Annotated in this window: 24 protein-coding genes and 1 pseudogene; 12 read left to right on the top strand and 13 right to left on the bottom strand. The window is 75.0% G+C overall.

Annotated features, from left to right (window positions below; translation table 11 throughout):
• Positions 1-78: 78 nt before the first annotated feature.
• A complete protein-coding gene (locus tag AFB00_RS33810) occupies positions 79-684 on the top strand; it encodes an MFS transporter (RefSeq protein ID WP_197519717.1) in 606 nt (201 codons plus the stop codon).
• Between the two features lie 93 nt (positions 685-777).
• On the opposite strand, the gene AFB00_RS32870 is transcribed toward AFB00_RS33810, so the two are convergent.
• Complete coding sequence (locus tag AFB00_RS32870) at positions 778-1,566, bottom strand: PadR family transcriptional regulator (RefSeq protein WP_068795744.1); 789 nt, start codon at positions 1,564-1,566, stop codon at positions 778-780.
• Positions 1,567-1,774: 208 nt separating this feature from the next.
• Here AFB00_RS32870 and AFB00_RS01715 point away from each other — a divergent pair, with 208 nt between their 5' ends.
• The 5 genes from AFB00_RS01715 to AFB00_RS01695 all read left to right on the top strand — a co-directional run bounded on the left by AFB00_RS01715 (position 1,775) and on the right by AFB00_RS01695 (position 3,986).
• Positions 1,775-2,083, top strand: coding sequence for a hypothetical protein (locus tag AFB00_RS01715; RefSeq protein WP_068795743.1), 309 nt, complete (start codon positions 1,775-1,777; stop codon positions 2,081-2,083).
• A 63-nt stretch (positions 2,084-2,146) separates the two neighbouring features.
• Positions 2,147-2,590, top strand: coding sequence for a CBS domain-containing protein (locus AFB00_RS01710; protein WP_068795742.1), 444 nt, complete (start codon positions 2,147-2,149; stop codon positions 2,588-2,590).
• 46 nt (positions 2,591-2,636) lie between these two features.
• Complete coding sequence (locus tag AFB00_RS35925; protein WP_083276061.1) at positions 2,637-3,089, top strand: IS5 family transposase; 453 nt, start codon at positions 2,637-2,639, stop codon at positions 3,087-3,089.
• Positions 3,013-3,591: an IS5 family transposase gene (locus tag AFB00_RS35920; RefSeq protein WP_442965883.1), complete on the top strand. Its 579-nt coding sequence runs from the start codon at positions 3,013-3,015 to the stop codon at positions 3,589-3,591. The genes AFB00_RS35925 and AFB00_RS35920 overlap by 77 nt, the downstream gene beginning before the upstream one ends.
• Positions 3,588-3,986 (top strand): YkvA family protein, encoded by a 399-nt coding sequence (locus AFB00_RS01695; RefSeq protein ID WP_068795739.1) that lies wholly within the window; start codon positions 3,588-3,590, stop codon positions 3,984-3,986. Before AFB00_RS35920 ends, AFB00_RS01695 begins: the two co-directional genes overlap by 4 nt.
• Here AFB00_RS01695 and AFB00_RS01690 read toward each other — a convergent pair.
• The gene (locus tag AFB00_RS01690; RefSeq protein WP_156819327.1) at positions 3,959-4,429 is read right to left on the bottom strand and encodes a hypothetical protein; all 471 of its coding nucleotides are present in this window, start codon (positions 4,427-4,429) and stop codon (positions 3,959-3,961) included. The two genes, AFB00_RS01695 and AFB00_RS01690, sit on opposite strands and share 28 nt — an antisense overlap.
• 200 nt (positions 4,430-4,629) lie before the next feature.
• Between AFB00_RS01690 and AFB00_RS01685 the strand changes: the two genes are divergently transcribed.
• Positions 4,630-5,442: a DUF4190 domain-containing protein gene (locus AFB00_RS01685; RefSeq protein ID WP_156819326.1), complete on the top strand. Its 813-nt coding sequence runs from the start codon at positions 4,630-4,632 to the stop codon at positions 5,440-5,442.
• Positions 5,443-5,454: 12 nt separating this feature from the next.
• On the opposite strand, the gene AFB00_RS01680 is transcribed toward AFB00_RS01685, so the two are convergent.
• The 6 genes from AFB00_RS01680 to AFB00_RS01655 form a co-directional block, all read right to left on the bottom strand.
• Positions 5,455-6,963 carry a hypothetical protein gene (locus tag AFB00_RS01680; RefSeq protein WP_068795736.1) on the bottom strand — a complete coding sequence of 503 codons (1,509 nt, stop codon included), beginning with the start codon at positions 6,961-6,963 and terminating at the stop codon, positions 5,455-5,457.
• Entirely contained in the window at positions 6,960-7,679 is a 720-nt protein-coding gene (locus AFB00_RS01675; protein ID WP_068795735.1) for an ATP-binding cassette domain-containing protein, read from the bottom strand. The genes AFB00_RS01680 and AFB00_RS01675 overlap by 4 nt, the downstream gene beginning before the upstream one ends.
• 85 nt (positions 7,680-7,764) lie before the next feature.
• A complete protein-coding gene (locus AFB00_RS01670; RefSeq protein ID WP_068795734.1) occupies positions 7,765-8,412 on the bottom strand; it encodes a response regulator in 648 nt (215 codons plus the stop codon).
• The gene (locus AFB00_RS01665) at positions 8,409-9,632 is read right to left on the bottom strand and encodes a sensor histidine kinase (RefSeq protein ID WP_068795733.1); all 1,224 of its coding nucleotides are present in this window, start codon (positions 9,630-9,632) and stop codon (positions 8,409-8,411) included. Before AFB00_RS01665 ends, AFB00_RS01670 begins: the two co-directional genes overlap by 4 nt.
• Before the next feature lie 44 nt (positions 9,633-9,676).
• Positions 9,677-10,525, bottom strand: coding sequence for a glycerophosphodiester phosphodiesterase (locus AFB00_RS01660; RefSeq protein ID WP_068795732.1), 849 nt, complete (start codon positions 10,523-10,525; stop codon positions 9,677-9,679).
• A 111-nt stretch (positions 10,526-10,636) separates the two neighbouring features.
• Entirely contained in the window at positions 10,637-11,512 is an 876-nt protein-coding gene (locus tag AFB00_RS01655; protein ID WP_197519716.1) for an SGNH/GDSL hydrolase family protein, read from the bottom strand.
• 481 nt (positions 11,513-11,993) lie between these two features.
• Here AFB00_RS01655 and AFB00_RS32865 point away from each other — a divergent pair, with 481 nt between their 5' ends.
• Entirely contained in the window at positions 11,994-13,007 is a 1,014-nt protein-coding gene (locus AFB00_RS32865) for a M23 family metallopeptidase (protein ID WP_231974159.1), read from the top strand.
• An 8-nt stretch (positions 13,008-13,015) separates the two neighbouring features.
• Here the strand turns inward: AFB00_RS32865 and sthA are convergent.
• Both sthA and AFB00_RS01640 read right to left on the bottom strand, forming a co-directional pair.
• A pseudogene (sthA, locus tag AFB00_RS01645) lies at positions 13,016-14,406 on the bottom strand (Si-specific NAD(P)(+) transhydrogenase).
• A 103-nt stretch (positions 14,407-14,509) separates the two neighbouring features.
• Positions 14,510-16,000, bottom strand: coding sequence for an FGGY-family carbohydrate kinase (locus AFB00_RS01640; RefSeq protein ID WP_068795731.1), 1,491 nt, complete (start codon positions 15,998-16,000; stop codon positions 14,510-14,512).
• A gap of 243 nt (positions 16,001-16,243) precedes the next feature.
• Between AFB00_RS01640 and AFB00_RS01635 the strand changes: the two genes are divergently transcribed.
• On the top strand, positions 16,244-17,476 hold the full coding sequence (locus AFB00_RS01635; protein WP_156819325.1) for a DUF4192 domain-containing protein: 1,233 nt from the start codon (positions 16,244-16,246) through the stop codon (positions 17,474-17,476).
• A gap of 5 nt (positions 17,477-17,481) precedes the next feature.
• Here AFB00_RS01635 and galE read toward each other — a convergent pair whose 3' ends face one another.
• The gene (gene galE, locus AFB00_RS01630) at positions 17,482-18,450 is read right to left on the bottom strand and encodes a UDP-glucose 4-epimerase GalE (protein ID WP_068795729.1); all 969 of its coding nucleotides are present in this window, start codon (positions 18,448-18,450) and stop codon (positions 17,482-17,484) included.
• A 117-nt stretch (positions 18,451-18,567) separates the two neighbouring features.
• Positions 18,568-19,290 (bottom strand): metal-dependent transcriptional regulator, encoded by a 723-nt coding sequence (locus AFB00_RS01625; protein WP_068795728.1) that lies wholly within the window; start codon positions 19,288-19,290, stop codon positions 18,568-18,570.
• 93 nt (positions 19,291-19,383) lie between these two features.
• Between AFB00_RS01625 and AFB00_RS01620 the strand changes: the two genes are divergently transcribed.
• Genes AFB00_RS01620 through AFB00_RS01610 form a run of 3 tightly spaced genes read left to right on the top strand, consistent with a single transcriptional unit; the run spans position 19,384 to position 24,239 of the window.
• Positions 19,384-20,289 (top strand): sulfurtransferase, encoded by a 906-nt coding sequence (locus AFB00_RS01620; RefSeq protein WP_083275175.1) that lies wholly within the window; start codon positions 19,384-19,386, stop codon positions 20,287-20,289.
• 37 nt (positions 20,290-20,326) lie between these two features.
• A complete protein-coding gene (locus tag AFB00_RS01615; protein WP_068795727.1) occupies positions 20,327-21,499 on the top strand; it encodes an acetoin utilization protein AcuC in 1,173 nt (390 codons plus the stop codon).
• Positions 21,500-21,506: 7 nt separating this feature from the next.
• Positions 21,507-24,239 carry a bifunctional acetate--CoA ligase family protein/GNAT family N-acetyltransferase gene (locus AFB00_RS01610; protein ID WP_068795726.1) on the top strand — a complete coding sequence of 911 codons (2,733 nt, stop codon included), beginning with the start codon at positions 21,507-21,509 and terminating at the stop codon, positions 24,237-24,239.
• A 73-nt stretch (positions 24,240-24,312) separates the two neighbouring features.
• Here AFB00_RS01610 and AFB00_RS01605 read toward each other — a convergent pair whose 3' ends face one another.
• The gene (locus tag AFB00_RS01605; RefSeq protein ID WP_068795725.1) at positions 24,313-25,962 is read right to left on the bottom strand and encodes a fumarate hydratase; all 1,650 of its coding nucleotides are present in this window, start codon (positions 25,960-25,962) and stop codon (positions 24,313-24,315) included.
• Positions 25,963-26,098 lie beyond the last annotated feature (136 nt).

Genomic DNA, 26,098 nt, shown 5'->3' with positions numbered 1-26,098 from the left:
GCCTGGTCGCGGCCTGGCGGCACCCGGGGACCCGGCTCGGGCTGTGGTCGCACGCCGGGACCCACGTTCTCCGGCCAGGTGTTCGCGTTGCTGTGGGGGGTGCCGTACCTGGTCGCCGGGCAGGGGATGAGCCCGGCCGGTGCCTCGGTGATGCTCACCGTGCTCGTGCTGGCCGGGGCCGTCGTCGGACCGTTGTTCGGCGAGTTCACGGCCCGGCACCCGCTGCGCCGGTCCTGGCTGGTGCTGGCGGTGATCGGGGCGACCGCGCTGGTCTGGGGGGTGGTGCTGCTGGTGCCGCCGCCCGCGCCGTCCTGGTTGCTGGTCCTGCTGGTGGTCGTGCTCGCGGCGAACGGCCCGTGCTCGGCCGTCGGCTTCGACTACGCCCGCACGTTCAACCCCGAGCACCGCCGCGGGACGGCGGTCGGCATCGTCAACGTCGGGGGGTTCACCGCATCGCTGACGACGACGCTGCTGGTGGGCGCCGTGCTGGGGATCGCGGGCGGCTACACCCCGGAGGCGTTCCGGGTCGCCTGGCTCGTGCAGTTCCCGATCTGGGCCGTCACGACGTTCGCGGTGCTCGGCGCGCGGCGCAAGGCGCGCCGGGTGCTGGCGGCCGAGGGCACCGTCGTCCCGCCGCTGCGGGAGGCGTTGCGCCGCAACCGGCGGCGCCGCCAGCTGTCCTGATCCGGCCGGGCGGGCCCGGGTACGCCCGGGGCCCGGCGGGCGGATCGCCGCGCCGGGCCCCGGGACTCACCTGCGGTCACGACCGCCGGCCGCTCACTCGGCCAGCAGCCGGTAGAGCGCCTTGCGCGCCTCGGTCAGGGCCTCGGAGGCCGAGGCGATCTGCTCCGGGCTGCCGGCCGCGGCGACCTGCTGGGCCGCGGCGACGAGCTTCGCGAGCTCCTCGCCGAGCCCGTCGGACGGCTCGTCGGAGGACTCGCCGTCGCCGGCGAAGGGTGCCCAGACCGCGTCCAGCGTGGCCCGGTTCTCCTCGACGTGGCGGGTGCCCTCGTCGGTCAGGTGGACGACCCGGCGGCCGTCGGTCTGCTCCGAGCGGACCAGCCCCTCGTCCTCGAGCTGGGACAGCATCGGGTAGACGGAGCCGGGGCTCGGCTTCCACCGGCCGCCGGAGCGTGCGGTGATCTCCTGGATGATCTCGTAGCCGTGCCGCGGGCCGTCCGCGACGACGGCGAGCACCGCCGACCGGACGTCACCGCGTGCGGTGCGCCGGCCACGGCGGCCGAAGCCGCGCGGGCCGCCGGGCCCGAAGCCACCGGGGCCGAAGGGGCCGCCGGGGCCGAACGGGCCACCCGGGCCGAACCCGCCCGGCCCGAACCCGCCGGGGCCGAAGGGTCCGCCGGGCCCGAAGCCGCGGCCCCGGCCGTGCGGCCCGCCGCGGTGCGGCCGACGGCCGCGGTGCTCGTCGTGCTCGTGCTCGTCGTTGTCCATGAATGCCTCCTCGGGGCCGCAGGGAGCGGCGGGGCCGGGACCGGAACGGGCCCGGGAGCGGTGCCGCCGGAAGCCGCGTGCGAACGGCGGGCCCCAGGGCGTGTCGTGCGTGGTCATGACGGGTGTCCTCTCGTCGTGAGCCTCCTCTTCGATCGGCTCGTGTGCCATCACGATATATCGCGACTGCTCATCGTTGCAACGAGATCTGTCGGAAATCTGGGCAGCCGACGGCTCGACGGCCCGCCGACTGGCTGCGCCGCCGTCGTCGCGGTTCACTGTTCGTGCAGGTGGGCACGGATCCGGGCATCGGTCAGGAGGGGGCGTCGTGGGACGACGGGCACAGGCGGACGAGGCACCGGCGGAACGGCTCGACCTGACGGAGGTGTCCGCCGCACGGCTGCGGGACCGGCTCGACGCCCGTGCGGACGGGCGTGACGACCACGTGGTGCGTGCGGCGGTCGAGCTCCGCGCGAGCCTGGACCGGTTCCGTGCGGGGGTCGCGCTCCGGCGGGCCGCGCTGGTGGACCGGGCGGGGGAGATGGCCCGCTCGGCCGCCCCGTTCGCGGGTGGGGCGGTCGCCGCCGTGGCCGCGGCCCTCGTCGCCCGCAAGGCGGTGCGCCGCACAGCTTCTTAGCTTGCACAACTATCGCGTCGGGCGGAGACTCGGTGGTGTCCGGTCCCACGGAAGGAGCGTCCGATGAAGGTGTCCGACATCCTGCGGATCAAGGGCGACACGGTGCACACCGTGTTGTCGTGGAGCACGGTCGGTGAGGCCGCCGCGCGGCTCGCCGGGCCACCGGCGATCGGTGCGCTGGTGGTGTCCGACGACGGGTTCCGCGAGCGGGTCGACGGGATCATCTCCGAGCGCGACATCGTGCGGCGGCTCGCGACCGACGGCGCCGGGCTGACCCGGCTGACCGTCGCCGACGTGATGACCCGGCACGTCGTCACCTGCAGCCCGGACGATCCGGTCACCGAGGTCATGGCGACGATGAACCGGTGGCGGCACCGGCACCTCCCGGTGGTCCGGGACGGCCGGCTCTGCGGGATGATCAGCATCGGCGACGTCGTGAAGCAGCGGCTCGCCGAGATGGGCACCGAGGCCGGGGTGCTCCGCGACATCTACCTCGCGTCGCACTAGGGCGTGTCTCCCAGATAGGCGGAGCGGGGTGCGCGATGCTTGATCGGTGCCGCGTACCGCTGTCCTGACTGATGTCCAGTGGGCCCGTCTGGCGCCGCTGTTGCCCTCCTCCGAGGGTCGTCGCGGGTGCCCGTTCCGCGATGACCGCCGGGTGCTCGAGGGGATCATCTACCGGTATCGGTGCGGGCTTCCCTGGCGCGACGTCCCAGCCGAGTTCGGGCCGTGGCAGACGTTGTGGAAGCGGCACCGCCGCTACAGCGGCGACGGCACCTGGGACCACATCCTGGCTGCTCTTCTGGTCGAGGCCGACGCCGCCGAGGTGCTCGGGTGGGCGGTCAGCGTGGACTCCACGATCATCCGTGCCCACCAGCACGCCGCGACCCTCAAGCGCGACACAGGGGGCCGGATCGAACTACACGAATCTGCTCGCCGAACCAGCAGATCACGCGCTGGGACGGTCCCGCGGAGGGCTGTCGACGAAGATCCACCAGCTCGTTGACGGGCACGGCCGCCCGCTGGTGGTCCTCCTCGGCCCCGGCCAGGGCGGCGACTCGCCAATGTTTCCGCACCTGATGGCGCGCCTGAGCATCGCCCGACCGGGCCCGGGACGACCCCGGACCCGGCCTGAACGCGTGCGCGCGGACAAGGCCTACTCCTCACGCGCGATCCGCCGGCACCTGCGCGAGCGCCGGATCATCGCTGTCATTCCGGAGCCCTCTGACCAGCAGGGACACCGCAAACGACGGGGCTCACGCGGTGGCCGACCGCCCGCATTCGATCCGGTCGACTACCGAAACCGCAACGTCGTCGAGTGCGGGTTCTGCCACGTCAAGCAGTGGCGCGGGCTGGCCACCCGTTACGACAAGCTCGCCCTGACCTTCCGCGGCGGCGCCGTCCTGAAGGCGATCGTCACCTGGCTCCGCGCATTGGGAGACACGCCCTACCTAGGAGCGGGCCACCCGGGAACGTCCGCGCCCGCCGGTGCGTTGACCCTGGCATGAGCGCTGCATCCGCCACGTCCCGACGGGCCGGTCGCACGGCCGCGTTCACCGCGCTGTTCCGGGCGCTGACCCGCCGGGGCCGCCCCGGTGAACCCGGTCCGGCCGCCCGGCTCCGCGCCGTCCCGTCGATGGTCGGTGACGCCTGGCGGGGCACCTATCCGCACCTGGGCAAGGGGCGGATGGCGACGTTCCTGCTGGCGCTGGCCTACCTGGTGTCCCCGGTCGACATCGTGCCGGAGATGTTCCTGTCGGTGTTCGGCCTGGCCGACGACGCGGTGGTCGCCATGTGGCTGGGCGGCGCGCTGCTCACCGAGGCCGACCGTTACCTCGGCTGGCGGGACCGCAACCCGGTCGTGCTCGACGGGGGTCAGACGTCGCAGTTCGACCGGACGTAGTCGGAGATCCGCTGCGAGGCGGCCTGGTACTCGGGGTCGCTGCGGGCGCGGGCGATCTCCGGGTCGCGGGCCACCGCCATCGAGTCGCCGCCACTGTTCTCCAGCGCCACCAGCTGGCGTTCGACCAGCTGGTTGGCCCGGTCGAAGTCGCCCCGGATCTCCTGCGGGGCCAGCGCGGTCACCTGCTGGTTGGTCCGCCGGACGTTCGCGACGAGCTGCGCGACGTCCTCCACCCGGCCGCCGACGGCGATCCCGCCGAGCGGGCGCACGGCGTCCTGGTTGGCCTGGACCGCCTCGCAGAACGGGGTGGTGGCCCGGGCCTCGGTGGTGGTCGCCGGGCGGGAGGTGCCGGACTGGGTGGCCAGCGAGTCGCCGCAGCCCGCGAGCACCACCGACACCGTCAGTGCCGAGAGGAGCAGCGTCCACCGCCGCACAGCCGTCATGAGGTTCCTCCACCCGTCCGACCGGAGCGATCGGTCCGTCCCCCCGCGATTCTAGGTCCGTGAGGGCGCCGTCACCCGCGGTAGGTCGATCTTCCCGGGGGTGACTCCGGTCGCCCCGGGAGGTGCCGGGTCGGGTGGTGCGGGCGCTCCGCCCGCGTGCCGGAGTGGTGTGCGGGCCGGTGACCGTGCACGGTGTGGGCGTGAGCAGTGACGACGACCGGAACCCCCGGCCGAGCGGTACCCCGGGGGACGACACGACCAGCACCGGCCGCACGCCGGGCGGGTACGGCGAGCAGGCGCAGGATCTCGGGGCCGACGACGGTGCGACCCGCGCGACCGGGCCGGTCGCCGCACCGGACGGCGACCCGGCGACGACCGAGTACCCGACGACGGGGAGCCCGACGACCGAGTACCCGACGACCGGGAGCCCGACGACCGGGAACCCGACGACGGGGAGCCCGACGACTGGTGTCCCCGCGGCCCAGGACCCGCCGGCACCGGCGGACCCGGGCCCGCAGGCGACGGCCGCGTCGTCCGGCACCCCGGACGATCCGCGGGTCGACCCGGGGGCGCCGACCCAGTGGATCCCGACCACGCCGCCCGGCCCCGGCCCCGTGGCGGGTGCGGGTGCGGAGCCCGGACCGTGGTACGCCACCGGTGCCGGGACGCCCGGCCACGCGCCGCAGGGCCCGAACCCCCAGCCCGGCCCGTACGGCGCGTACCCGCAGCCCCAGCCGGGCTGGGGCCCGGCCTACCCGCCGCCGCGGCCGACGAACGGGATGGCGATCGCCTCGCTCGTCCTGGGCATCCTGTGGCTGTACTGGGTCGGCAGCATCCTCGCGCTGGTGTTCGGCTACATCGCGAAGCGGCAGATCGCCGAGCGGGGGGAGCAGGGCGGCGGGCTGGCCACGGCCGGGATCGTGCTCGGCTGGATCGGGGTCGGGCTGCTGATCCTGGCGATAGTGTTCTTCGTCGGGTTCGCCGGCCTGTCGATCATCGCCGGGAACTTCTGACCCGGCCGGAGCTCACGCCCGGGACGCGGCCCGCAGGAACCCGGCACCGGCCACCGCGGTGACCAGCAGCGACGCTGCGACGGCGACCGCGGCCCGGTCCGGTGTCCCCGCGGACCACGTCCAGGCCGCGGGACCGGCCAGCCACAGCGGGGTCGTCGCGAGGACGCTCCCGCCGAAGGCGATGCCGCCGGTCGTCCCGAGGAACGCCACGACGAGGGCGACGGCGACGTGCCAGCGCGCGTGCAGCCACAGCGTCAGCGTGACGACCGCCCACCCGAGCGGCACCGCCACCAGTACGCGCAGGGCGACGGTCGGTGCGGCCACGCCGTCGAGGGCCAGCACCGCCGCCGTGACCGCGGTGAACGCGACGACGACCAGGCCCAGCACGGCCAGCAGCCGCAGCCCGGCGGTCCACGGCCGGGCCGCCCGGGAGCACACGATCCGCCAGGCCGGCTCCTGGGCCCGCCAGGCCACGACGGCGAGCACCGCGGCGCCGGCCGGGAGCACCGCCAGCCCGAACGCCGCGTCCGGGTAGCGCGGCGGGTACGTCCACGCGATCCCGGCCAGGAACAGCCCGGCTGCTCCGGCCAGCGGACCGATCGCCGTCCGGAGCAGCGAGGCCGCCATCGCGACGACGCCGCGCGCCCGATCATCCTCGCCCGATCCGCCGCCGACCGCCGCCCCGGTGACCACGCGACGTCCTGTCCGGATCCGGCGCTTTCCCTTCCGGTCGTGCCGGCCGGCCGCTCCACGGCGGTCGGTCCGGCTCGGCGGAGTCCACCGGTCCGGCCGGGCCCCGTCGAGGAGCGCGAGCGGCAGCGCGGCCACCGCCAGCGCCAGCGAGGCCAGCACCGGTCCGATCGCCGGGGAGTTCCACACCGGTGAGCCCGGCTCCAGCGGTATCCCGTTGGCGTGCGTCCCGATCAGCGGCAGCACCGGTCGTACGGCCCACGTCGGTGGCAGCGCCCACCAGGCCGCGGACTCCGCCCCCAGGGTGCCGGCGAGCTGCCACAGCACCCCGGCGAGGACCGTCGGCCACGGTCCCAGCGCCCGGGCCAGCGCCGTCGCGACGACGAGCCAGCCCAGCCCGCCGGCCCAGACCACGACCGCCGCGGTGAGCAGCCGTCCGACCGGGGGGTCGATCAGGCCGAGCAGCAGCCCGGCGGGTGCGAAGGGCAGGAACGCCAGCACGCTCGTCAGCAGGGACAGGCCGGCGAGCACCGGCACCCGTGCCGCGTGCCGGGCCCGGGCCGGGGTCGCTCGCCACGCCGTCCCACCGGTGCGGGCACGCCGCTCCCGGCGCTCGGCGAAGGCGGCCAGCAGCGCGGTCAGCACCGCGGCGGTGGTCGTCACGTACGGGACGTGCCACAGCAGCAGAGCGCTCCACGTCCGCTGCCCCGACACGAGGTACTGCCCGGCCAGTGCGAGCAGGCAGACCACCGGCCCGACCAGCGTGAGCCGGAGCGCTGCGCTGCGCCGGGTCCGCAGCAGCTCCGCGGCGAGCACGGCACCGCCGCTCACGCGACGGCTCCCGGCCGGGTGAGTGCGAGGTAGGCGCGTTCCAGCTCGCCGTCCGGGGCGAGCCCGGCGAGCGGGCCCTCGTGCACCAGCCGGCCACCGGCGAGAACGCCGACGTCGTCGGCGGTACGGGCCACCTCACCCAGCTGGTGGGAGGACAGCAGCACGGTGTGCCCGGCCGCGACGAGAGCGCGGAGCAGCTCGCGCAGCTCGATGATGCCCTCCGGGTCGAGACCGTTCTGCGGCTCGTCGAGCAGCAGCAGGGCGGGGTCGGCGAGCAGTGCGATGCCCAGTGCGAGCCGGGCCCGCATCCCGGTGGAGAACCGCGCCGCCCGGCGCCGCCCGGTGCCGGCGAGCCCGACGAGGTCGAGCACGTCGCCGATCCGGGCCCGCGGGGTTCCGGTGAGCAGGGCGTGCACCCGGAGGTTCTCCGCAGCGGAGAGGTGCTCGTACAGCGCGGGCCCGTCGACGGTCGCCCCGACCCGGGCGAGCGCGGCGCGCCGCCACGGCGCGCCGAACAGCTCGACGGAGCCGGACCGCGGCCGGTGCAGCCCGAGCAGCACCCGGAAGGTGGTGCTCTTGCCGGCGCCGTTGCGGCCGAGCAGCGCGTAGACGGTGCCCGGCCGGACCTGCAGGGACATCCCGTCGAGGACGGTCCGCCCGCCCCGGACGGCGCGGACGCCGTCGCACCGGACGACGGGGACGTTCGGATCGTTCATGGCCGGGAAGTGTGGCCGCCGGACGGCGCCCGCAGCCTCCTCCCACGGCACGGTCGGCGCCCGAGCGGCTCCTCCCAGGGGAGGATCAGCGGGACACGGCGTGGGCGAGCACGACGAGCGCGACCCGGTCCCGGCAGTCGAGCTTGGCGAGCAGGTTCCCGACGTGCGTCTTCACCGTGGTCGCCGCGATGCGCAGCCGCTCGGCGATCTCGGCGTTGCTGGCGCCGGTGGCGATCTCGGCGAGCACCTCGACCTCCCGCTCGGACAACCGGGCGAGCACGTCGGAGCGGGGCCGGGCCGCCGCGGTACGGGCGGACCCCAGGTGGGCGCGCAGCAGCTCGGACGGCTCGGTGCCGCCCAGCACGGCCCGGCCGTCGTGCACCGCCCGGACGGCGCGCAGCAGCTCGACCGGCTCGGCGTCCTTGAGCAGGTAGCCGCGCGCACCGGCGCGCGCGGCCGCGACCACGAACTCGTCGACGTCGAACGTGGTCAGCACCAGCACCCGGGGGCGCTCGCCGCGGGCGGTGAGCGCCCGGGTGGCCTCGACGCCGTCGAGCACCGGCATCCGCAGGTCCATCACCGCCACGTCGACGTCGGTGCGCCGGCACAGGTCCAGGGCCTGCGCACCGTCCCCGGCCGTCCCGACGACGGTCATGTCCGGCTGGCGTTCCAGGTAGGCGGCGAACGCCGACGCCAGCAGCGGCTGGTCGTCGACCACGGCGATCCGGATCACCGGCCGCCACCGGTGAGCGGGAGGTCGGCGGTGAGCACGTAGTCGTCGCCCGCCCGCCCCGCGGTGAACCGGCCGCCGACGGTGCCGACCCGCTCGGCCAGGCCGGGGACGCCGTGCCCGGGACCGGCTCCGACGTGGCCGGTGGGGCCGGCGGGGTCGTCCGCGACCCGGTTCCGGACCGCGATCCGCAGCGCGTCCCCGCTCGTCGCGAGCATCGCGTGCACCGGGGCGCCGTGGTCGGCGTGCTTGACCGCGTTCGTCAGCGCCTCCTGCAGCACCCGGACCGCGGCGAGCCGGATCATCGGGTCGATCCGGTCGTCGAGCTCGCCGAGCGCCCCGGCGCCGGGGACGTCGGCGTCGACGTCGAGACCGGCGGCGCGGACCCGGTCGAGCACGGCGGGCACGACGGTGAGGGTGGCGGCCGGATCGAGTGCGCGGTCCGCGGCACCGGGCGGGTGCCGGAGCACCCCGACCAGCCCGCGGAGATCGGTCATCGCGGTACCGGCCACCTCGGCGATCGTCGCGAGGGACCGTCGCGCGTGCTCGGGCTCGGTCCCCGCGATCTCCAGCCCGGTGGCCGCCTCGACCCGGATCAGTGCCACCGAGTGTGCGACGACGTCGTGCACCTCGCGGGCGATCCGGTTCCGCTCCCGCGCGGTCGCCAGCTCCACCCGGGCTGCCTCCCGGTCCCTCAGCGCGGCGATCTCGGCGGCGTGCCGGTCGGCGATCTCGCGTTGCCGCAGGGCCCACAGGTAGGCGACGGCGACGACGAGGACGTGCGCCGCCAGCATCCAGGCCAGCTCGTCCCACGCCTGGAACGGCTGCAGGTCGGTCCCGCCCCGGTCGAGCCGCAGCGCCGGGCTCACCGGGATCCCCGCCAGCGCGACGACCACGCCGGCCACCCCCCACCAGCGGGCCCGGCCGTAGCGGGTCAGCGCGACCACGGCCAGCGGCGCGCAGAGCAGCAGCGGGCTGGTGCTCGTGCCGACCGGTGCCGTCCAGACGTTCGCGGCCATGGCGGCCAGCAGCACGAACGTCGCGACCGCGGACCCGGCGACGGCGATCCGGCGGACCAGCAGCGCCCCCGCCAGCCCGAGCGACACCATGGTCTGGACGAGATAGGGCCAGGCGCCCCAGACGAGCCAGAGGTCGCCCTCCACCAGGGCGACGGCCAGGGCACACAGGGTGAGCAGGACGTCGGGCAGCGGGATCCTGCGCACCCCGTCCTCCCCTCGGTCGTGACGGGGAGACCGTAGCCCGCCGGTCAGCCGCCGAGCACGTCCCGCAGCACGCCCGGGTGGTCGGTGATGATCCGGTCGACACCGGCGTCGAGCATCCGGCGCATGTCCGTCTCGGTGTTCACGGTGTAGACGCCGGTCTGCATCCCGCGGGCCCGGACCTCCTCGACGAGCGCCGCGTCCGTGACCCGGAAGCTCGGGTTGACCTGCTCGACGCCCGCACCGGCGGCCTCGTCGAGCTCGGCGGCGCCCGGACGGGCGTCGTAGAGCCGTCCGGCGGGGACCTCCGGTGCGGCTTCGGCGAAGCGGTCCATCGCGTCGTGGTCGAAGGACTGCACGACCACGCCGGGGCGCGGATCGCCGAGTTCGGCGGCGACCTCGGCCTCGATGCCGGGGTAGGTCGCCGGGTCCTTCAGCTCGATCAGCAGCCCGGCCCGGTCGCCGACCTGCTCGACGAGCTCGGCGAGGGTGGGGATCGGCTCACCGGCGAACCCGGCTCCGAACCAGGATCCGGCGTCGAGCTGCTTCAGCTCGGCCAGCGTGAACTCACCGACCGGGGCGCTCGCCCGGTCCGGGAAGACGTCGTCGACGTCGGTGGTGCGGGCGAGCGTCGCGTCGTGCAGCAGGACGAGCTCGCCGTCGGCGGTGCGCTGCACGTCGACCTCGATCGAGTCCGCGCGCTGGGTGATCGCCTCCTCGACGGCGGCGAGGGTGTTCTCCGGGGCGTCGCCGGACGCCCCGCGGTGCGCGACGACCTCGGTTCGGGGGCCGCCGTCACCGGGATCGGCGAACGCGGCGGGGGTGGCGGCCAGCAGGGCGGCCGGGACCAGGAGAGCGGGGAGCACGGTGCCGAGCATGCGGCGTACGGGGCGCACGGGGGAGACCTCCGGACGGGGGGACACGATCGGGTGAGACCCTCCGTTGCCGGGACGGCCGGCGGGTGGCGCGACGGTGACGGCGTGGCGACGTCGCGCCGAACGCTCCGCTCAGGAGCGGGTGACCGCCGCCGTCATCGCGGGCAGGTAGCCGTCGGCGTAGCCGCGTGCCGTGGGGTGGTAGACCGACGGGGTCACCGGGTCCGCGGGCGGGTTGATCCACGGCGCGGAGCTGCAGATGCCGTGCCCCTCGAAGGCGTCCCGCACGTCGACGAACTGGCCGCGGAACCGCTCGGCCGCGTCGGCGAGCGCCGCGTTGAGCGTGTCGGCGCCGCGGTTGATCGCGGCGCGGCGGGCGGCGTTCGGCACCCCGGCGACGTCGCAGTCCTCGCCGGCGTCGAACAGCCGCGGATAGCCGAGGACGAGGATCTTCGCCTCCGGCGCCTGCAGCCGGACGCCGACGATGGTCGAGATCAGGCCGCCGGGCGCGACGAAGCGGGCGGCCCGCTCCCCGCCGCGGACGGCGCGGAAGCAGCTCTCGTCGTCGGGCGCGGTGCTGCAGACCGCCAGCACCGGGCCGAACCCGGTGTCGTTGCCGCCGACCGTGATCGTGACCAGGGTGGTGTCCGCCCGCACCGTGCGGACCTGCTTGGTCACCACCTCACCGCTGGTGGCGCCGCTGCACGCCACCGTGGTGAACGACGCCGGCGAGTTCTCCGCCGCCCACAGGGCCGGGTAGGAGCGGTCGCTGCGCCGGCAGTCGCCGGTGGCCGGGTCGGGCGTCGCGCCGACCCCTGCCGCGTAGGAGTCGCCGAGCGCGACGTAGCGGGTCGCGGTCGCCGCCGCGGCGGCGCCGTGGGCGGCCCGTTCGGCGGTGCCGGCGCGGGTCTCCGCCGCACCGGGTGCGGCGAGCGCCGCCGGCGCGAGGCCGAGGAGCAGCAGCACCGCGAGGGCGCAGACCGGCAGCGTGAGCAGGCGTCGGGGCACGGGACCAGCCAACCCCGGCGGTGACGCCCGCGGCAAGCGTGGGTCCGGGTGAGGGTCCGTACGCGCCGTCGACGCCGGTGTGGGCCGAACGGGGCCGGCGGCCGGGCGTTCTCCGTCCTCGGCGGGGCCGGTCCACGACGCCGGTCGCGAACGTCCTCCCACCCGGCGGCCGGACCCGCAGGCGTCACTCGTCCGGGCGGCGGGATCGCCATCGGCCCAGGTCACAGCATTGTCGTCGATGCGACAGGAGAGTGCTTCCTGCGACGAGCGGCCGATCCCGGGCCCGGTGGGAACCCGGACCCGTTCACCGCCCGGCGGGTTCCGGTGGTCTCGTGATCACTCGAACGGGTGGGTCCCGGGCGAGGGTGGCGCTAGCGTGGCCTGTAGATCACGGAACGGTCACGAACCGGACGCGGCCCGACCCCAGCGGGCCGCCCGCTCCCCACGGGTGTCCGCCGTTCCGCGCTCTGAAAGGACGATCGTGGCACGGCATCGCTCCCCCCAGGGCCGGCACGCGGGCCTCGGGCTCCTGTCGCCGCAGTTCGCCATGGCCGGCGTCGGCGGCATGGCCGGTGCGTTCCCGGCCGGTCCCCGGGTCCGGCACGCCCGGCCCGCCGGCTGGTCCGTCGGCTCCGGATGGCCGACCGGCTCGGTCGGCTCCATCGGCTCGGCCGGCTCCGACCAGGGCTCCCGGATCTCGGCGTCGGCGAAGGTGGCCGCCGTGGTCGTCGCGGTCGGCGGGCTCGCCGGTGCCGCGCACGTCACGTCGGGTTCCGGTGCGCTGCCCTCCCCGGCCGCCTGGCTGGACACGTCGGCCGCCGAGGTGCCTGCCGCCGCCGTACCGGCCCCACGCGCCCCGCTGGACGCCGCACCGATCGCCGACCCGTCCACCATCGCCTCGCTCGCCACACCGGCCGCCGCCGGTGGCTCCGTCGCCGCGCGGACGGCGACCGTCGCTCCCGCGATGAACACCGGCGCGGCCTCGGCGGTCGAGGGTGCCTCGGCGTCGGTCACCGCGGTGCAGAAGGCCGCCGCCGAGCGTGCCCGTGCCGTCGAGGCGGCCCGGGCGGCCGGTGCGACCGGTTCGTTGCAGGCGGCGTCCGCCGGTGGCGCCGTGTCGATCGTGTCCGGCCGGGTCACCTCGGGCTTCGGTTCGCGCTGGGGCAGCCAGCACATGGGCCTCGACATCGCCGCGCCGATCGGCACCCCGATCAACGTCCCGCTCGGCGGCACGGTGATCAGCTCCGGGCCCGCGAGCGGGTTCGGCATGTGGGTCCGGGTCCGGCACGACGACGGGACCGTCACCGTCTACGGCCACATCAACCGTTCGCTGGTGTCGGTCGGGCAGAAGGTCGCCGCGGGCCAGCAGATCGCCGAGGTCGGCAACCGGGGCCAGTCCACCGGGCCGCACCTGCACATCGAGGTCGTCGACCCCGGCGGATCGAAGATCAACCCGAAGCCCTGGCTCGACGCGAACGGCTTCTCCTACACCTGACGGCCCGCTCAGATGTCCTGCAGCGACTGCAGGACACGGATCTTGTTCGTCGCGTCGAGGGCCGCCACCTTGTACGCCTCGGACAGCGTCGGGTAGTTGAGGACGGTGTCGACCAGGTAGTCGACGGTGCCCCCGCAGCCCATGACCGCCTGGCCGATGTGCACGAGATCGGTGGCGTTCGTGCCGAACACGTGCACGCCGAGCAGCGACCCGTCGGTGGGGGAGACCAGCAGCTTGAGCATGCCGTAGGAGTCCCCGATGATGCGCCGCGGGCCAGTTCCCGGTAGCGGGCGAGCCCGGTCTCGTAGGGGACCGCGGCCTCCGTCAGCTCGGCCTCGGTGCGGCCGCAGAACGAGATCTCCGGGATGGTGTAGATCCCGATCGGCTGCAGCTCGTGCAGCGCACGGACCGGCTCGCCGAAGAGGTGGTACGCCGCGAGCCTGCCCTGGTCCATGCTGGTCGAGGCGAGTGCCGGGAAACCGATCACGTCACCCACGGCGGCGATGTGCGGCACCGACGTGCGGAACTGGCCGTCCACCTGGATCCGGCCGCGCCCGTCCGCCTCCAGCCCGGCGTGGTGCAGGTCCAGCTCGTCGGTGATGCCCTGCCGCCCGGCGGAGTACATCACCATGTCCGCGGGGATCTTCTTGCCGCTGACCAGGCTGGTGACCGTGCCCTTCCCGTTGACCGTGACCGAGGCGACCTCCTCGCCGAACCGGAAGGTCACCTTCGAGTCGCGCAGGTGGAACTTCAGCGACTCGACGACCTCCGGGTCGCAGAAGCCGAGCATGGAGTCCCGCTTCTCGACGACGGTGACCCGGGTCCCGAGCGCGGCGAACATCGAGGCGTACTCGATGCCGATCACCCCGGCCCCCACGACGACCATCGACTCCGGCACCCGGCCCAGCTCCAGCACCTGGTCGGAGTCGACGACCCGTTCGCCGTCGAACGCGACGGTGTCCGGGCGGGCCGGGCGGGTGCCGGTGGCGATCACGAACCTCGCCGCGGAGACCGCGTTGTGGTCACCACGGCCCGGGCCCTCGACCACGACGGTGTGCGGATCGGTGAAGCGGGCGGTGCCGGTCAGGACGTCGACGTGGTTGCGCAGCAGCTGGTTGCGCACGATCTCGACCTCCCGGCCGATCACGTGCCGGGTCCGGGCGAGCAGGTCGTCGATGGTGATCTCGGACTTGACCCGGTAGCTGGCCCCGTACATCTCCCGCTGGTTCAGGCCGGAGAGGTAGACCACGGCCTCGCGCAGCGTCTTCGACGGGATCGTGCCGGTGTTGACGCACACCCCGCCGATCATGTGGCCGCGGTCGGCGATGGCGACCCGTCTGCCGAGCTTCGCCGCGGCGATCGCGGCCTTCTGGTCCCCGGGACCGGAACCGATCACCATCAGGTCGTAGTCGTACGCGCGGGTCTCGGTGGTGTCAGCGGTCACAGGTACACCCTTCCCGCTCGGTGCTTCACGTGGCAACCGATTCATGCGTCCGGCACCGTCAGCCGCGGTGGGCGCGCCGCCGCTCGCGGGACAGGAAGTGCGCGATGTCGCGGGTGGAGGTGTAGAGCGACCGGTAGTGCGGGTGGAAGCGGTCGTAGACCTCCCGCGCCACCGGATCCGGTTCGATGGTCCGGGCCACCGGGTTCCACCGGCGCAGGTCCGGCTCGGCGCCGGTCGCGGTGGCGGCCAGCCAGGCGTCGCCGAACGCGGCGCCGACGGTCTGCTCCGGGACGTCCTGCGGGACCCCGGTCACGTCGGTCACGATCCGGGTCCACAACCCGCCCTGGACGCCACCGCCCACCGCGACCAGCCGCTTCGTCCCGCCGCCCGCCTCGCGCATCACCTCGAGGTTGTGCCGGACGCCGTGCGCGATGCCCTCCAGCGCGGCCCGGTAGAGCTCGCCCCTGGTGTGCCCGGTGGTGAGACCGGCGAGGATGCCGCGGGCGTCGGGGTCGAACAGCGGGGTCCGCTCGCCCGCGAAGTAGGGGAGGAGCAGCAGGCCGCCGCTGCCCGGCGGGACGTCACCCGCCTCGGCGACGAGCTCGGCGAAACCCTCCCCGGTGAGGTCGCGCAGCCAGTTCGTGATCGCCCCCGAGGTCGCCATCCCGGCGGCGAGGGTGTGGGTGCCCGGCACGACGCCGCGGGTCGTCCACATCGCCGGGTGCGGCCGGGGGCGGTCGATCACCTCGATCAGGAACATCGTCGTCCCGTACATCACCATCACCTCGCCGGGGGAGGTGACGCCGGCGCTGGTCGCCTCGGCCCACGCGTCGACCGTCCCGGCGGTGACCGGCAGGCCCTCGGGCAGCCCGGTCAGCGCCGCCGCGGCGGCAGTGACGTGCCCGGCGACCTCGGTCGGCCACAGCAGCCGGGGCAACGCGATCCCCGGGGCCGTGGCCTCGGCCCAGTCGTGGGCCCAGTCGGCCGCGGTGAGGTCGTACATCGGGTCGCACTGGCTGGCGGAGTGGTGGTCCAGGACGTACTCACCGGTGAGTCGGTGCACGAGGTAGGACGAGCACATCAGGAACAGCTCGGTCCGCTCGAACACCTCCGGCTCGTGACGGGCGAGCCAGCGCCACTTCGGGCCGACGGCCTGGGAGGACAGTGCCGTCCCGGCCCGCCGGAGGATCGCGTCGGCGCCCAGTTCGGCGGTGAGCTCGTCGATCTCGGTGGCGGCCCGGGTGTCGACGCCGTAGAGGATCGCGGGCCGCAGCGGCCGGCCGTCGGCGTCGGCAGCCAGCAGCGTCGGCCCGATGCCGGAGACGCCGAGGCCGGCGGGCTCGGCGTCCGGCACGGCGTCGAGCAGTTCGCGCACCACGGCGGTGAAGTCGCCCCACCAGATCCGCTCGGCGTCGTGCTCGACCCAGCCGGGCCGGGGCTGCGCGGTCTCGTGCGCACGGTCGGCGCGGGCGAGGACCCGGCCGCCGGTGTCGACGACGACCCCCTTCGAGCCCGACGTACCGATGTCGACGCCCAGATAAACGCGCATGGTGCTCTTCCTACCGTCCGGTCCGCGGCGCGCGCAGTGCCGCGGGACGAGAACATCGGTGCAAGTCGGCCGGTGGACCGGTCCGCCCCGGAGCACGCACCACCGACGCGCCCGCCCGCCCGGCGGACGGGACGGACGCACTTGTCCACGATAGGGCATCGCAAAGCCACCGGGCGACGTGTTGTCCACAGCCGTTCGGTGCGTGCCGCCCGGGCCGCGGCCGGTCGGCCGACGATCACCGGCATGACCGCTCTCCCGCAGCACGATCCCGATCGCCCCCCGCACTGCTCCGCGCCGGGCCGTCCCGGCCCGTCGGCGGGTCCCGGTGGTGGCCCGCCCGAACTCCCGCCGCCGTCCGGTGCGCCGCCCGGCCGGGAGCCGCCCGCCCACGGTGGCGGGGCCGGTGCCCGGATCCGGCTCGGCTCACCGGCGGAGCTGGTCGCGGCCGTCCCCGTGCTCGTCGGGTTCCACCCGCAGGACTCGCTGGTGCTGGTCGGGGTCTCGGGCCCGGGCCACGGCGGCCGGATCGGGCTCACGGTCCGGATCGACCTGCCCGCCGGCCGGTACGCCCGCCGGGTCTGCACGGATGCCGGGGCGGTGCTCGCCGGGAGCGACCCGGCCAGGGCCGTCGTCGTGGTGGTGCGTCGCGGCCCCGGTGCGGGCGCGTCCCGCCCCGTCCGCCGGGACGTGGCGCTGGCCGCGGACCGCGCGCTGCGGGCCGCCGGGATCGAGGTGGCGGCGGTGCTCTGGGCGTCCGGTACCGGGGCCGGTGACCGGTGGTGCTGCTATCCGTTGCCCCGGCAGCGGTGCGGGTGCTCCGGCACCGTGCCCGATCCGGCGGGGACCGCGGTCGCAGCCGCCGCGGCGCTGAACGGCCGGGCGGTGCTGCCGGACCGGGCCGCGCTGGTCGCCCAGCTCGACGGGACCGCGGACGACCGGGCCCGGCGGGCCCGGCTGGGCGCCGTCCGGGATTCCGGTGACAGCCGTTCCGCCGACGGGCGTCGCCACCTGCTGGACGGGTGCCTGGCCGCGGCGGCCGACGGCCGGCTGGCCATGGACGACGGGCTCGTCGGGGACTTCCGTGCGGCCCTCGCCGATCCGGCGTTCCGGGACACGGCTCTGCGCTGCTGCCTGGGGCCGGACGCGCCGCACGCCGAGCAGCTCTGGGCCGTGCTCACCCGGGCCCTCCCCGCTCCGGACCGGGCGGAGCCCGCGGCGCTGCTCGGCGTCTGTGCGCTGCTGCGGGGCGACGGCGCGCTCGCGGGCCTCGCCGCGGAGCGTGCCCTGCGGGACCGGCCCGATCACGTCCTCGGCGCCGCGGTGCACGCCGCACTGAGCGACGCGCTCACCCCGGGGCACGCGCCCGGGCCCTTCGCCGGGCCGGACGGGCTGCGGCGTCTGCTGTCCGCGGTGGCCGGCCACTCGACCGGCCCCGGCCCCGGCGGCGGCGCGGCCGGGGCGGAGCCGGGCCGGTGAACGCCTCAGCGGTCGCCGGCGAACTCCCACGCGTCGGCGACGATGCGGTGCAGATCGGTCCGCGACGGCGTCCAGCCCAGCCGGGCGGTCGCCTCGGCGCTGGACGCGACGAGCACCGCGGGATCCCCGGCGCGGCGCGGTGCCACCACGGCCGGGATCGGGTGGCCGGTCACCGCACGGCAGGCCTCGACGACCTCCCGCACCGAGAAGCCCTGCCCGCTGCCCAGGTTGAACACGGCGTGCCGGCCGGGGACGGCCTTCTCGAGGGCCAGCAGGTGTGCGTCGGCGAGGTCGTCGACGTGGATGTAGTCGCGCACGCAGCTGCCGTCCGGCGTCGGCCAGTCGTCGCCGTAGATCGACACCGAGTCGCGGGTCCCCGCGGCGACCTGCAGGACGATCGGGATGAGGTGGGTCTCCACCGCGTGCCGCTCACCCAGCCGGCGGGTGCCGCCGACGTGGGCGCCGGCCACGTTGAAGTACCGCAGGCTCGTCGCGGCGAGCCCGTGGGCGTTCGCGTACGAGGTGAGCATGTGGTCGATCGCGAGCTTGCTCGCGCCGTACGGGTTGGTCGGCCGGGTCGGTGCCGTCTCGGGGATCGGCACCTGCTCGGGTTCGCCGTACGTCGCGGCCGTCGAGGAGAACACCAGGCGCGGGACCGCGTTCTCCCGGACCGCCTCCAGCAGCCGGAAGGAGGCGACCACGTTGCCCGCCCAGTACTTCTCCGGGTGCTCCACCGACTCGCCGACCAGCGAGCGGGCGGCGAAGTGCAGGACGCCGTCGAATCCCCCCGTGCCGAGCACCTCACCGGCGGTGGCGCCCAGCTCGCCCTCGACGAACGTGGCCCCGTCCGGGACGGCGTCCCGGTGGCCGGTCGACAGGTCGTCGAGCACGACGACCTCGTGCCCGGCGTCGAGCAGGTGTGCGGCGCACACGCTTCCGACGTACCCCGCACCACCCGTGACGAGCAGCTTCACTCCGGTCCTCCCCGCCTGATCCGCACCCTGCCGATCGCGCGGGCCGACCCTCTCACGGCGGGGTGGTGCGGCCGGCGAGCGGCTCCGCGGGGTGCGGAGCCGCCGCGGGCGGTGGGGTCACTGCGCCCGGACGAGCACCGCGTGCGCGACGAGCGGAGCGACGGAGGCCTTCTCGGCGTCGTCGGAGGCGACCGGGACGGGGTCGCCGAAGCGCGGGATCGACCCGACCTCGACGGCGTTGCCCGGCACGATGCCGGCGAGCTTCAGCTCCGACATCAGCTCCGAGTCGTTCTGGACGTGCTCGGCGATCCGCCGGATCTCGACCCGCCCGCCGCCACGGCGGGCGAGCTCGTCGAGCCGCTGCAGGCCGACCTCCAGGCTCGGCGGCACCGAGGACGCGGCCGACGGGCCGTCGTCGGAGCGCTCCAGCTCGTCGAGCCCGGGGATCGGGTTGCCGTACGGAGACACGGTCGGCTTGTCGAGCAGCCGGACCAGCTTCCGCTCCACGTCCTCGCTCATGACGTGTTCCCAGCGGCACGCCTCGGCGTGGACGAGCTCCCACTCGAGCCCGATGACGTCGATCAGGAGCCGCTCGGCGAGGCGGTGCTTGCGCATGACCGACACCGCGCGGCTGCGCCCCTCGTCGGTCAGTTCGAGGTGCCGGTCCCCGGCCACGACGACGAGACCGTCGCGCTCCATCCGGGCGACGGTCTGGCTCACGGTCGGACCGCTCTGGGTGAGGCGTTCGGCGATCCGCGCGCGCAGCGGGACGACGCCCTCTTCCTCGAGCTCGTAGATGGTCCGCAGGTACATCTCGGTGGTGTCGATGAGGTCGTTCACATGGGGCCCCTTCGTTCGAGGTCCAGTCTACCCAGTGTGGGCCCGGGGCACGGCGCGCCCGTCCGGGGCAGGATGGGGTGCGTGTCCGGTTCCATGATGTCCCCCGACGGCCTGGCGGCCCTGCTGGCCCCCACCGGTCCCGCCACGGTCGCACGGCCGGTCGTGCTCGACGTCCGGTGGCGGCTCACCGGTCCGCCCGGCCGCGCGGACCATCGGGCCCGCAGGGTACCCGGTGCGGTCTTCGTCGACCTCGACACCGAGCTGTCGGCCGGCCCGTCTGCGCCGGGCCCCGGCGGGCGGCACCCGCTGCCCGGGGCGGCCCGGCTGCAGCGGGTCCTGCGCGCCGCGGGCGTCGGCGAGGACGACCGCCCGTTCGTCGCCTACGACGACGGGGACTGCTCGGTCGCGGCCCGGGCCTGGTGGCTGCTGCGGTGGGCCGGGCTCGCCGCGGACCGGGTACGCGTGCTCGACGGCGGGTTCGCGGCCTGGTCGCAGGCCGGGCTGCCGCTCGCGGGCGTGGAGGGCGGCGCGGCCGAACCCGAGCCGCTCCCGCCCGGTGACCTGGTGGTGCGGCCCGGCGGGATGCCGGTCGTCGACGCCGACGGCGCGGCGGCGCTCGGGCGCGACGGCGTGCTGCTGGACGCGCGCGCCGCGGCCCGGTTCCGCGGGGAGACCGAACCCGTCGACCCCCGGGCCGGTCACGTGCCGGGAGCCCGCAGCCTGCCCGCCGCCGCACTCGCCGGACCGGGCGGCCGCTGGGTCGCACCGGAGGTGCTCGCCGACCGGTTCCGCGCGGTCGGCGTGGGCCCGGACTCCCCGGTCGGTGCCTACTGCGGATCCGGGGTGAACGCCTGCGCACTCGTCCTCGCGATCGAGGAGTCCGGGGTCCGGGCGCCCGGGGCCCCGGCGGCGCTCTACCCGGGGTCGTGGTCGGAGTGGAGCGCCGACCCCGCCCGCCCGGTCGCGACGGCCGACCGGCCGTGGGCGCAGGAGCAGTGACCGTGCGATCGCGCGTGCTGGCATACGGTTCCGTGTCATGAGCGAGCGGACCTCGGTCGTCTGGACCCCGGACTTCCTGACCTACCAGCTGTCCGACGACCATCCCCTGAACCCGGTGCGGCTCGACCTGCAGATGGAGCTGTCCCGGGAGCTGGGCGTGCTCGACGGGGTGGTGCCGATCGTGCCGGAACCTGCCACCGACGCGCAGCTGGGCCGGGTGCACACCGACGCGTACCGGACCGCGGTGCGCTCGGCACCCGAGGCCCCGTTCGGGGTCGGGCACGGGCTGGGCACCACCGACAACCCGGTCTTCTTCGGGATGCACGAGGCGTCCGCCCTGATCGCCGGCGGCTCGATCGCTGCCGCGCGCGAGATCGCCGAGGGCCGGGCGGACCGCGCGGTGAACCTCGCCGGGGGCCTGCACCACGCGATGCGGGACCGGGCCGCCGGGTTCTGCGTCTACAACGACTGCTCGGTCGCGATCGCCTGGTTGCTGGACCAGGGCTACGAGCGGATCGCCTACGTCGACGTCGACGTCCACCACGGCGACGGCGTGCAGGACTCCTTCTACGACGACCCCCGGGTGCTGACGGTCTCGGTGCACCAGCATCCGCTGACCCTGTGGCCGGGGACCGGCTGGGCCGGGGAGCTGGGTCGCGGGGCCGGCGAGGGCTACGCGGTGAACCTGGCCCTGCCACCCGGCACCGACGACGCGGGCTGGCTGCGCGCCTTCCACGGGGTGGTGCCCTCGGTGCTGGAGGCGTTCCGCCCGCAGATCCTCATCACCGAGTGCGGCGCCGACACCCACTCCGAGGACCCGCTCGCGAACCTGGAGCTGTCCGTCGACGGGCACCGGGCGATCTACCAGGAGCTGCGCCGGCTGGCGGAGACGACGGCGGGCGGCAAGTGGCTGGTCCTCGGGGGTGGCGGATACGCCCTGTACCGGGTCGTGCCGCGCTCCTGGACCCACCTGCTGGCCGTCGCGCTCGACCGGGACCTCGACCCGGACACCTCGATCCCGGCGGACTGGACGGCACGGGCCGCCGCACACACCCGGGCGCCCCTGCCCGTGTCGATGTCCGACGGGGCGGATCCGGCGTTCGACCGGTGGGGCGGGGCGAACGGCCACCGGGTCGACTCGGCCATCCTGGAGACCCGCCGTGCGGTGTTCCCCCTGCACGGTCTCGACCCCGACGATCCGCGGGACTGAACCACACGTGAACGAGACGACCACCGGCACCGGCACCACCGGCACCACCGAGCCCGGCCACCCGTACCCCCGGCACTGGGAGGCCGACGTCGTGGCCTCCGACGGGGGGATCGTCCATCTGCGGCCGATCACCCCCGGCGACGCCGAGACGCTCCTGGAGTTCCACGGCAGGCTCTCCGACCGCACCCGCTACCTGCGGTACTTCGGGCCGTACCCGCGCATCTCACCGCGCGACCTGCAGCGCTTCACCGTCGTCGACCACCGGACCCGGGTCGCGTTCCTCGCGCTGCTCGGCGACGAGATCATCGCCGTAGGCCGCTACGAGGGGCTGACCGCGGGCGGCGGTGCCGCGGCGTCGGAGGGGGCGGGGACCGACCAGCCGGTCACCTCGGCCGAGGTCGCGTTCGTGGTGCGTGACGACCACCAGTCCCGCGGGCTCGGGTCCATCCTGCTCGAACACCTCGCGGCCGCGGCGCGCGAGAACGGGCTGTCCCGCTTCGAGGCCGAGGTGCTGGTCGAGAACCACGCCATGGTGCGGGTGTTCCGGGAGGCCGGCTACCAGATCACCCGGGCGTTCGCCGAGGGCGTGCTGCACCTCGAGTTCGACATCGACCCCACCGAGAAGTCGATCGCGGTGCGCGACTCGCGGGAGCAGGCCGCCGAGGCCCGCAGCGTGGCCAACCTGCTGCGCCCGTCGTCGGTGGCCGTGATCGGCGCGTCCTCGGACGAGACCAAGCTGGGTCATGCGGTGCTCGGGAACCTGCTGCGGGCCGGGTTCACCGGGCCGGTGTACCCGGTCAACCAGGACGCGCGCTCGGTCCACGGGGTGCGGGCCTACCCGTCGGTGATCGACATCCCGGACGAGGTGGACCTGGCCGTCGTCGCCGTGCCGGCCGCGAACATCGACGAGGTCATGGACTCCTGCCTGGCCAAGGGCGTCAAGGTGCTGGTGGTCATCAGCTCCGGGTTCGCCGACGCCGGCGGCGGCGGGAAGGTCGCCGAGCGCCGGCTGGTCACCGAGGCCAGGGCACACGGCATGCGGGTGGTCGGGCCGAACGCGCTCGGCGTCGCGAACCCCGACCCGGCGGTCCGGCTCAACGCCACGCTCGCCCCCCGGCTGCCCGGTCCGGGGCGCACCGGGTTCTTCTGCCAGTCGGGTGCCCTGGGCACCGCGATCCTCGCGAGCGCCAGGGCCCGCGGCCTGGGGCTGTCCTCGTTCGTGTCCGCGGGCAACCGCGCCGACGTCTCCGGCAACGACGTCATGCAGTACTGGCAGACCGATCCCGACACCGACCAGGTCCTGCTCTACCTGGAGAGCTTCGGCAACCCGCGCAAGTTCGCCCGGGTCGCCCGTCGCCTGGCCCGGACCAAGCCGATCGTCGCGGTGAAGTCCGGGCGGCACACTGGGACGCTGCCGTCACTGGCCGGGACCTCGGCGCAGATCGACGAGTCCAGCGTCCAGGTCCTGTTCGAGCAGTCCGGCGTCATCCGGGTGCAGACCCTGCCGCAGCTGTTCGACACCGCGTTGCTGCTCGCCTACCAGCCGCTGCCCGACGGGCGCCGGGTCGCGGTCGTCGGCAACTCGACCGCGGTGAACCTCCTGGTCACCGACGGTCTGCTCGACGAGGGGCTCGATCCGGCCGGTGACCCGGTGGACGTCGGCACGCAGGCGTCACCGGAACGGTTCGCCGAGGCCGTGCGGTCCCAGCTGGCGGGCGCGGAGCCGCCGGACGCACTGATCGCCGTCTTCGTCCCGCCGGTCGCGGTGGCGGGGACCGCGCACGCCCAGGCGCTGCGGGAGGCGGCCGAGGGCGCCGGGATCCCGGTGCTCGCCGTCTTCCTCGCGGCCGAGGGGATCCCGGCCGAACTGTCGGTGCCGCAGGCCGACGGCACGCCGGGCCGCGGTTCGGTGCCGAGCTACGCGAGCCCCGAGCGGGCGACCTCGGCGCTCGGGCGGGTGCTGCGCTACGCCGAGTGGCGGCACACCCCGGTCGGCGAGTTCGTGGTGCCCGACGGCATCGACACCGACCGGGCCCGGCACCTGGTCGCGTCCTTCGAGCCCGAGATCCGGCGCGAGCTGAGCGACGACGAGGCGGTCGATCTGCTGGCCTGCTACGGCATCGCCGTCATCACCTTCCGCACGGTCAGCGGTGCCGACGACGCCGTCGCCGCGGCGGAGGCGGTCGGCTACCCGGTCGTGCTGAAGACCGCCCGCGAGCGGTGGCGGCACCGCGGCGACTTCGTCGGTGTGCGGCTCGACCTGGCGTCCGCCGAGGCGGTCCGCGTGGCGCACGCCGAGCTGGCCCGGCTGACCGGCTCGGATGAGGTCCACGTCCAGCGGATGGCCCCGAAGGGCACCTCGTGCACGATCGAGGTCGTCGACGACCCGTCGTTCGGCTCGCTGATCGCCTTCGGCCTCTCCGGGATGGCGACCCAGCTGCTCGACGACCGTGCCTACCGCGTGCTGCCGGTCTCCACCGAGGACGCGAAGCGACTGGTCCGGGCTCCCCGGGCCGCACCGTTGCTGACCGGGTACCGCGGTGCCGCGCCGGCCGACATCGTCGCGCTGGAGGACGTGGTCCTGCGGGTGGGGCAGCTGACCGAGGACATCCCGCAGATCCGTTCCCTGGCCCTGGACCCGGTGCTGGCCTCGCCGGAGGGCGCGTTCGTGACCGGTGCGCGGGTCACCCTCGGCCCGGTGCCCGACCGGCGCGACGCGGGCCCCCGCCGACTCCGCTGACCGCGCAGGCCGGGAGAACGGCAGGGTGCCCGCCCGCATCGGGCCGGCGGGTCGCCGAACCGGTGCCGGTCGGTCAGGTGCGGAAGGAGACCTGCAGCGTCGGGGCCGAGGTCTCGGCGAAGAAGTCGTTGCCCTTGTCGTCCATCACGACGAAGGCGGGGAAGTCCTCGACCTCGATCTTCCAGACCGCCTCCATGCCGAGCTCCGGGTACTCCAGCACGTCGACCTTGCGGATGCAGTCCTGCGCCAGCCGGGCCGCCGGGCCGCCGATGGAGCCGAGGTAGAACCCGCCGTTCGCGGCGCACGAGTCCACGACCTGCTTCGAGCGGTTCCCCTTCGCCAGCATCACCAGCGATCCGCCGGCCTCCTGGAACTGCTTCACGTAGGAGTCCATCCGGCCGGCCGTCGTCGGGCCGAACGACCCGGACGCGTACCCCTCGGGGGTCTTCGCCGGTCCGGCGTAGTACACGGCGTGGTCGCGCAGGTACTGCGGCATCGGCTCACCGGCGTCGAGCCGCTCGGCGATCTTCGCGTGCGCGATGTCCCGGGCCACGACCAGCGGCCCGGTCAGCGACAGCCGGGTCTTCACCGGCAGCTGCGAGAGCTGCGCGCGGATCTCGTCCATCGGCCGGTTCAGGTCGACCCGCACGACCTCGTCGGACAGGTCCTCCGAGGTCGCCTCCGGCAGGTACTGCGCCGGGTCGCGCTCCAGCTGCTCCAGGTACACACCGGACGGCGTGATCTTCGCCTTGGCCTGGCGGTCCGCCGAGCACGAGACGGCGACGCCGACCGGCAGCGAGGCGCCGTGCCGCGGCAGCCGGATCACCCGGACGTCGTGGCAGAAGTACTTGCCGCCGAACTGGGCGCCGATCCCGAAGTTCCGGGTCAGCTCCAGCACCTGCTGCTCCAGGTCGGTGTCGCGGATCGCGTGCCCGAGCGGCGAGCCTTCGGTGGGGAGCCCGTCGAGGTAGCGCGCCGAGGCGAGCTTCGCGACCTTGAGGTTGTACTCGGCCGACATCCCGCCGACGACGATCGCGAGGTGGTAGGGCGGGCAGGCCGCGGTCCCCAGCGAGCGCAGCTTCTCGTCCAGGAACGCGGCGAGCCGCTTCGGGTTCAGCAGCGCCTTCGTCTCCTGGTAGAGGAAGGTCTTGTTGGCCGAGCCGCCGCCCTTGGCCATGACCAGGAACTCGTAGTACGGGTCCCGGCCGGGCTTGGCGTACAGCTCGACCTGCGCCGGCAGGTTGGTGCCGGTGTTCTTCTCGTCCCAGAACGAGAGCGGCGCCATCTGCGAGTAGCGCAGGTTGAGCTCCTGGTAGGCGTCGAAGATCCCGCGGGACACGGCGGCCTCGTCGTCGCCGCCGGTCAGCACTGTCTCGGTCTTCTTGCCGACGACGATCGCGGTGCCGGTGTCCTGGCACATCGGCAGCACGCCGCCGGCCGAGACGCAGGCGTTGCGCAGCAGGTCGGTGGCGACGAACCGGTCGTTGCCGGACGCCTCCGGGTCGTCGACGATCGCGCGCAGCTGCTTGAGGTGCGAGGGGCGCAGCAGGTGCTGGATGTCGGTGACCGCGGCGCGGACCAGGCCGGTGATCGTCTCCGGCGGTACCTGCAGGAAGGTGCGGCCGGCGGCGTCGATCACCTGGCCGGGCGGGAGGTCGAGCTCGCGGTACTCGGTGTCGTCCGGACCGAGCGGGAGCACGTCGGTGTGGTGGAACTCGGGCATGGTCGCAGACGCTACCGGGCGGGGTCGGGGGGTGACCGCCGGTCGAGACGCAGCCGATGTGTGACCGCCGCCGCTCGGCGATTCAACCGGACGGCCCTCCGGTTCCGGTCGCCACCGGCGTCCGGGCGGCGATAGC

This window comes from Pseudonocardia sp. HH130630-07 (assembly GCF_001698125.1).
Lineage (GTDB): Bacteria > Actinomycetota > Actinomycetes > Mycobacteriales > Pseudonocardiaceae > Pseudonocardia.
The sequence above is the reverse complement of the archived record's forward strand: the minus strand, read 5'-3'. Positions and strand labels throughout refer to the sequence as shown.

What these genes read in the sequence shown, in the direction of transcription:
- AFB00_RS01620 (WP_083275175.1), top strand. Translation starts at nt 19,384, where the DNA reads ATGATGTCCCCCGACGGCCTGGCGGCCCTGCTGGCCCCCACCGGTCCC.
- AFB00_RS01615 (WP_068795727.1), top strand. Translation starts at nt 20,327, where the DNA reads ATGAGCGAGCGGACCTCGGTCGTCTGGACCCCGGACTTCCTGACCTAC.
- AFB00_RS01640 (WP_068795731.1), bottom strand. Translation starts at nt 16,000, where the DNA reads ATGCGCGTTTATCTGGGCGTCGACATCGGTACGTCGGGCTCGAAGGGG.
- AFB00_RS01695 (WP_068795739.1), top strand. Translation starts at nt 3,588, where the DNA reads ATGAGCGCTGCATCCGCCACGTCCCGACGGGCCGGTCGCACGGCCGCG.
- AFB00_RS01710 (WP_068795742.1), top strand. Translation starts at nt 2,147, where the DNA reads ATGAAGGTGTCCGACATCCTGCGGATCAAGGGCGACACGGTGCACACC.
- AFB00_RS01635 (WP_156819325.1), top strand. Translation starts at nt 16,244, where the DNA reads ATGACCGCTCTCCCGCAGCACGATCCCGATCGCCCCCCGCACTGCTCC.
- AFB00_RS01675 (WP_068795735.1), bottom strand. Translation starts at nt 7,679, where the DNA reads ATGAACGATCCGAACGTCCCCGTCGTCCGGTGCGACGGCGTCCGCGCC.
- AFB00_RS01690 (WP_156819327.1), bottom strand. Translation starts at nt 4,429, where the DNA reads ATGACGGCTGTGCGGCGGTGGACGCTGCTCCTCTCGGCACTGACGGTG.
- AFB00_RS01605 (WP_068795725.1), bottom strand. Translation starts at nt 25,962, where the DNA reads ATGCCCGAGTTCCACCACACCGACGTGCTCCCGCTCGGTCCGGACGAC.
- AFB00_RS32870 (WP_068795744.1), bottom strand. Translation starts at nt 1,566, where the DNA reads ATGACCACGCACGACACGCCCTGGGGCCCGCCGTTCGCACGCGGCTTC.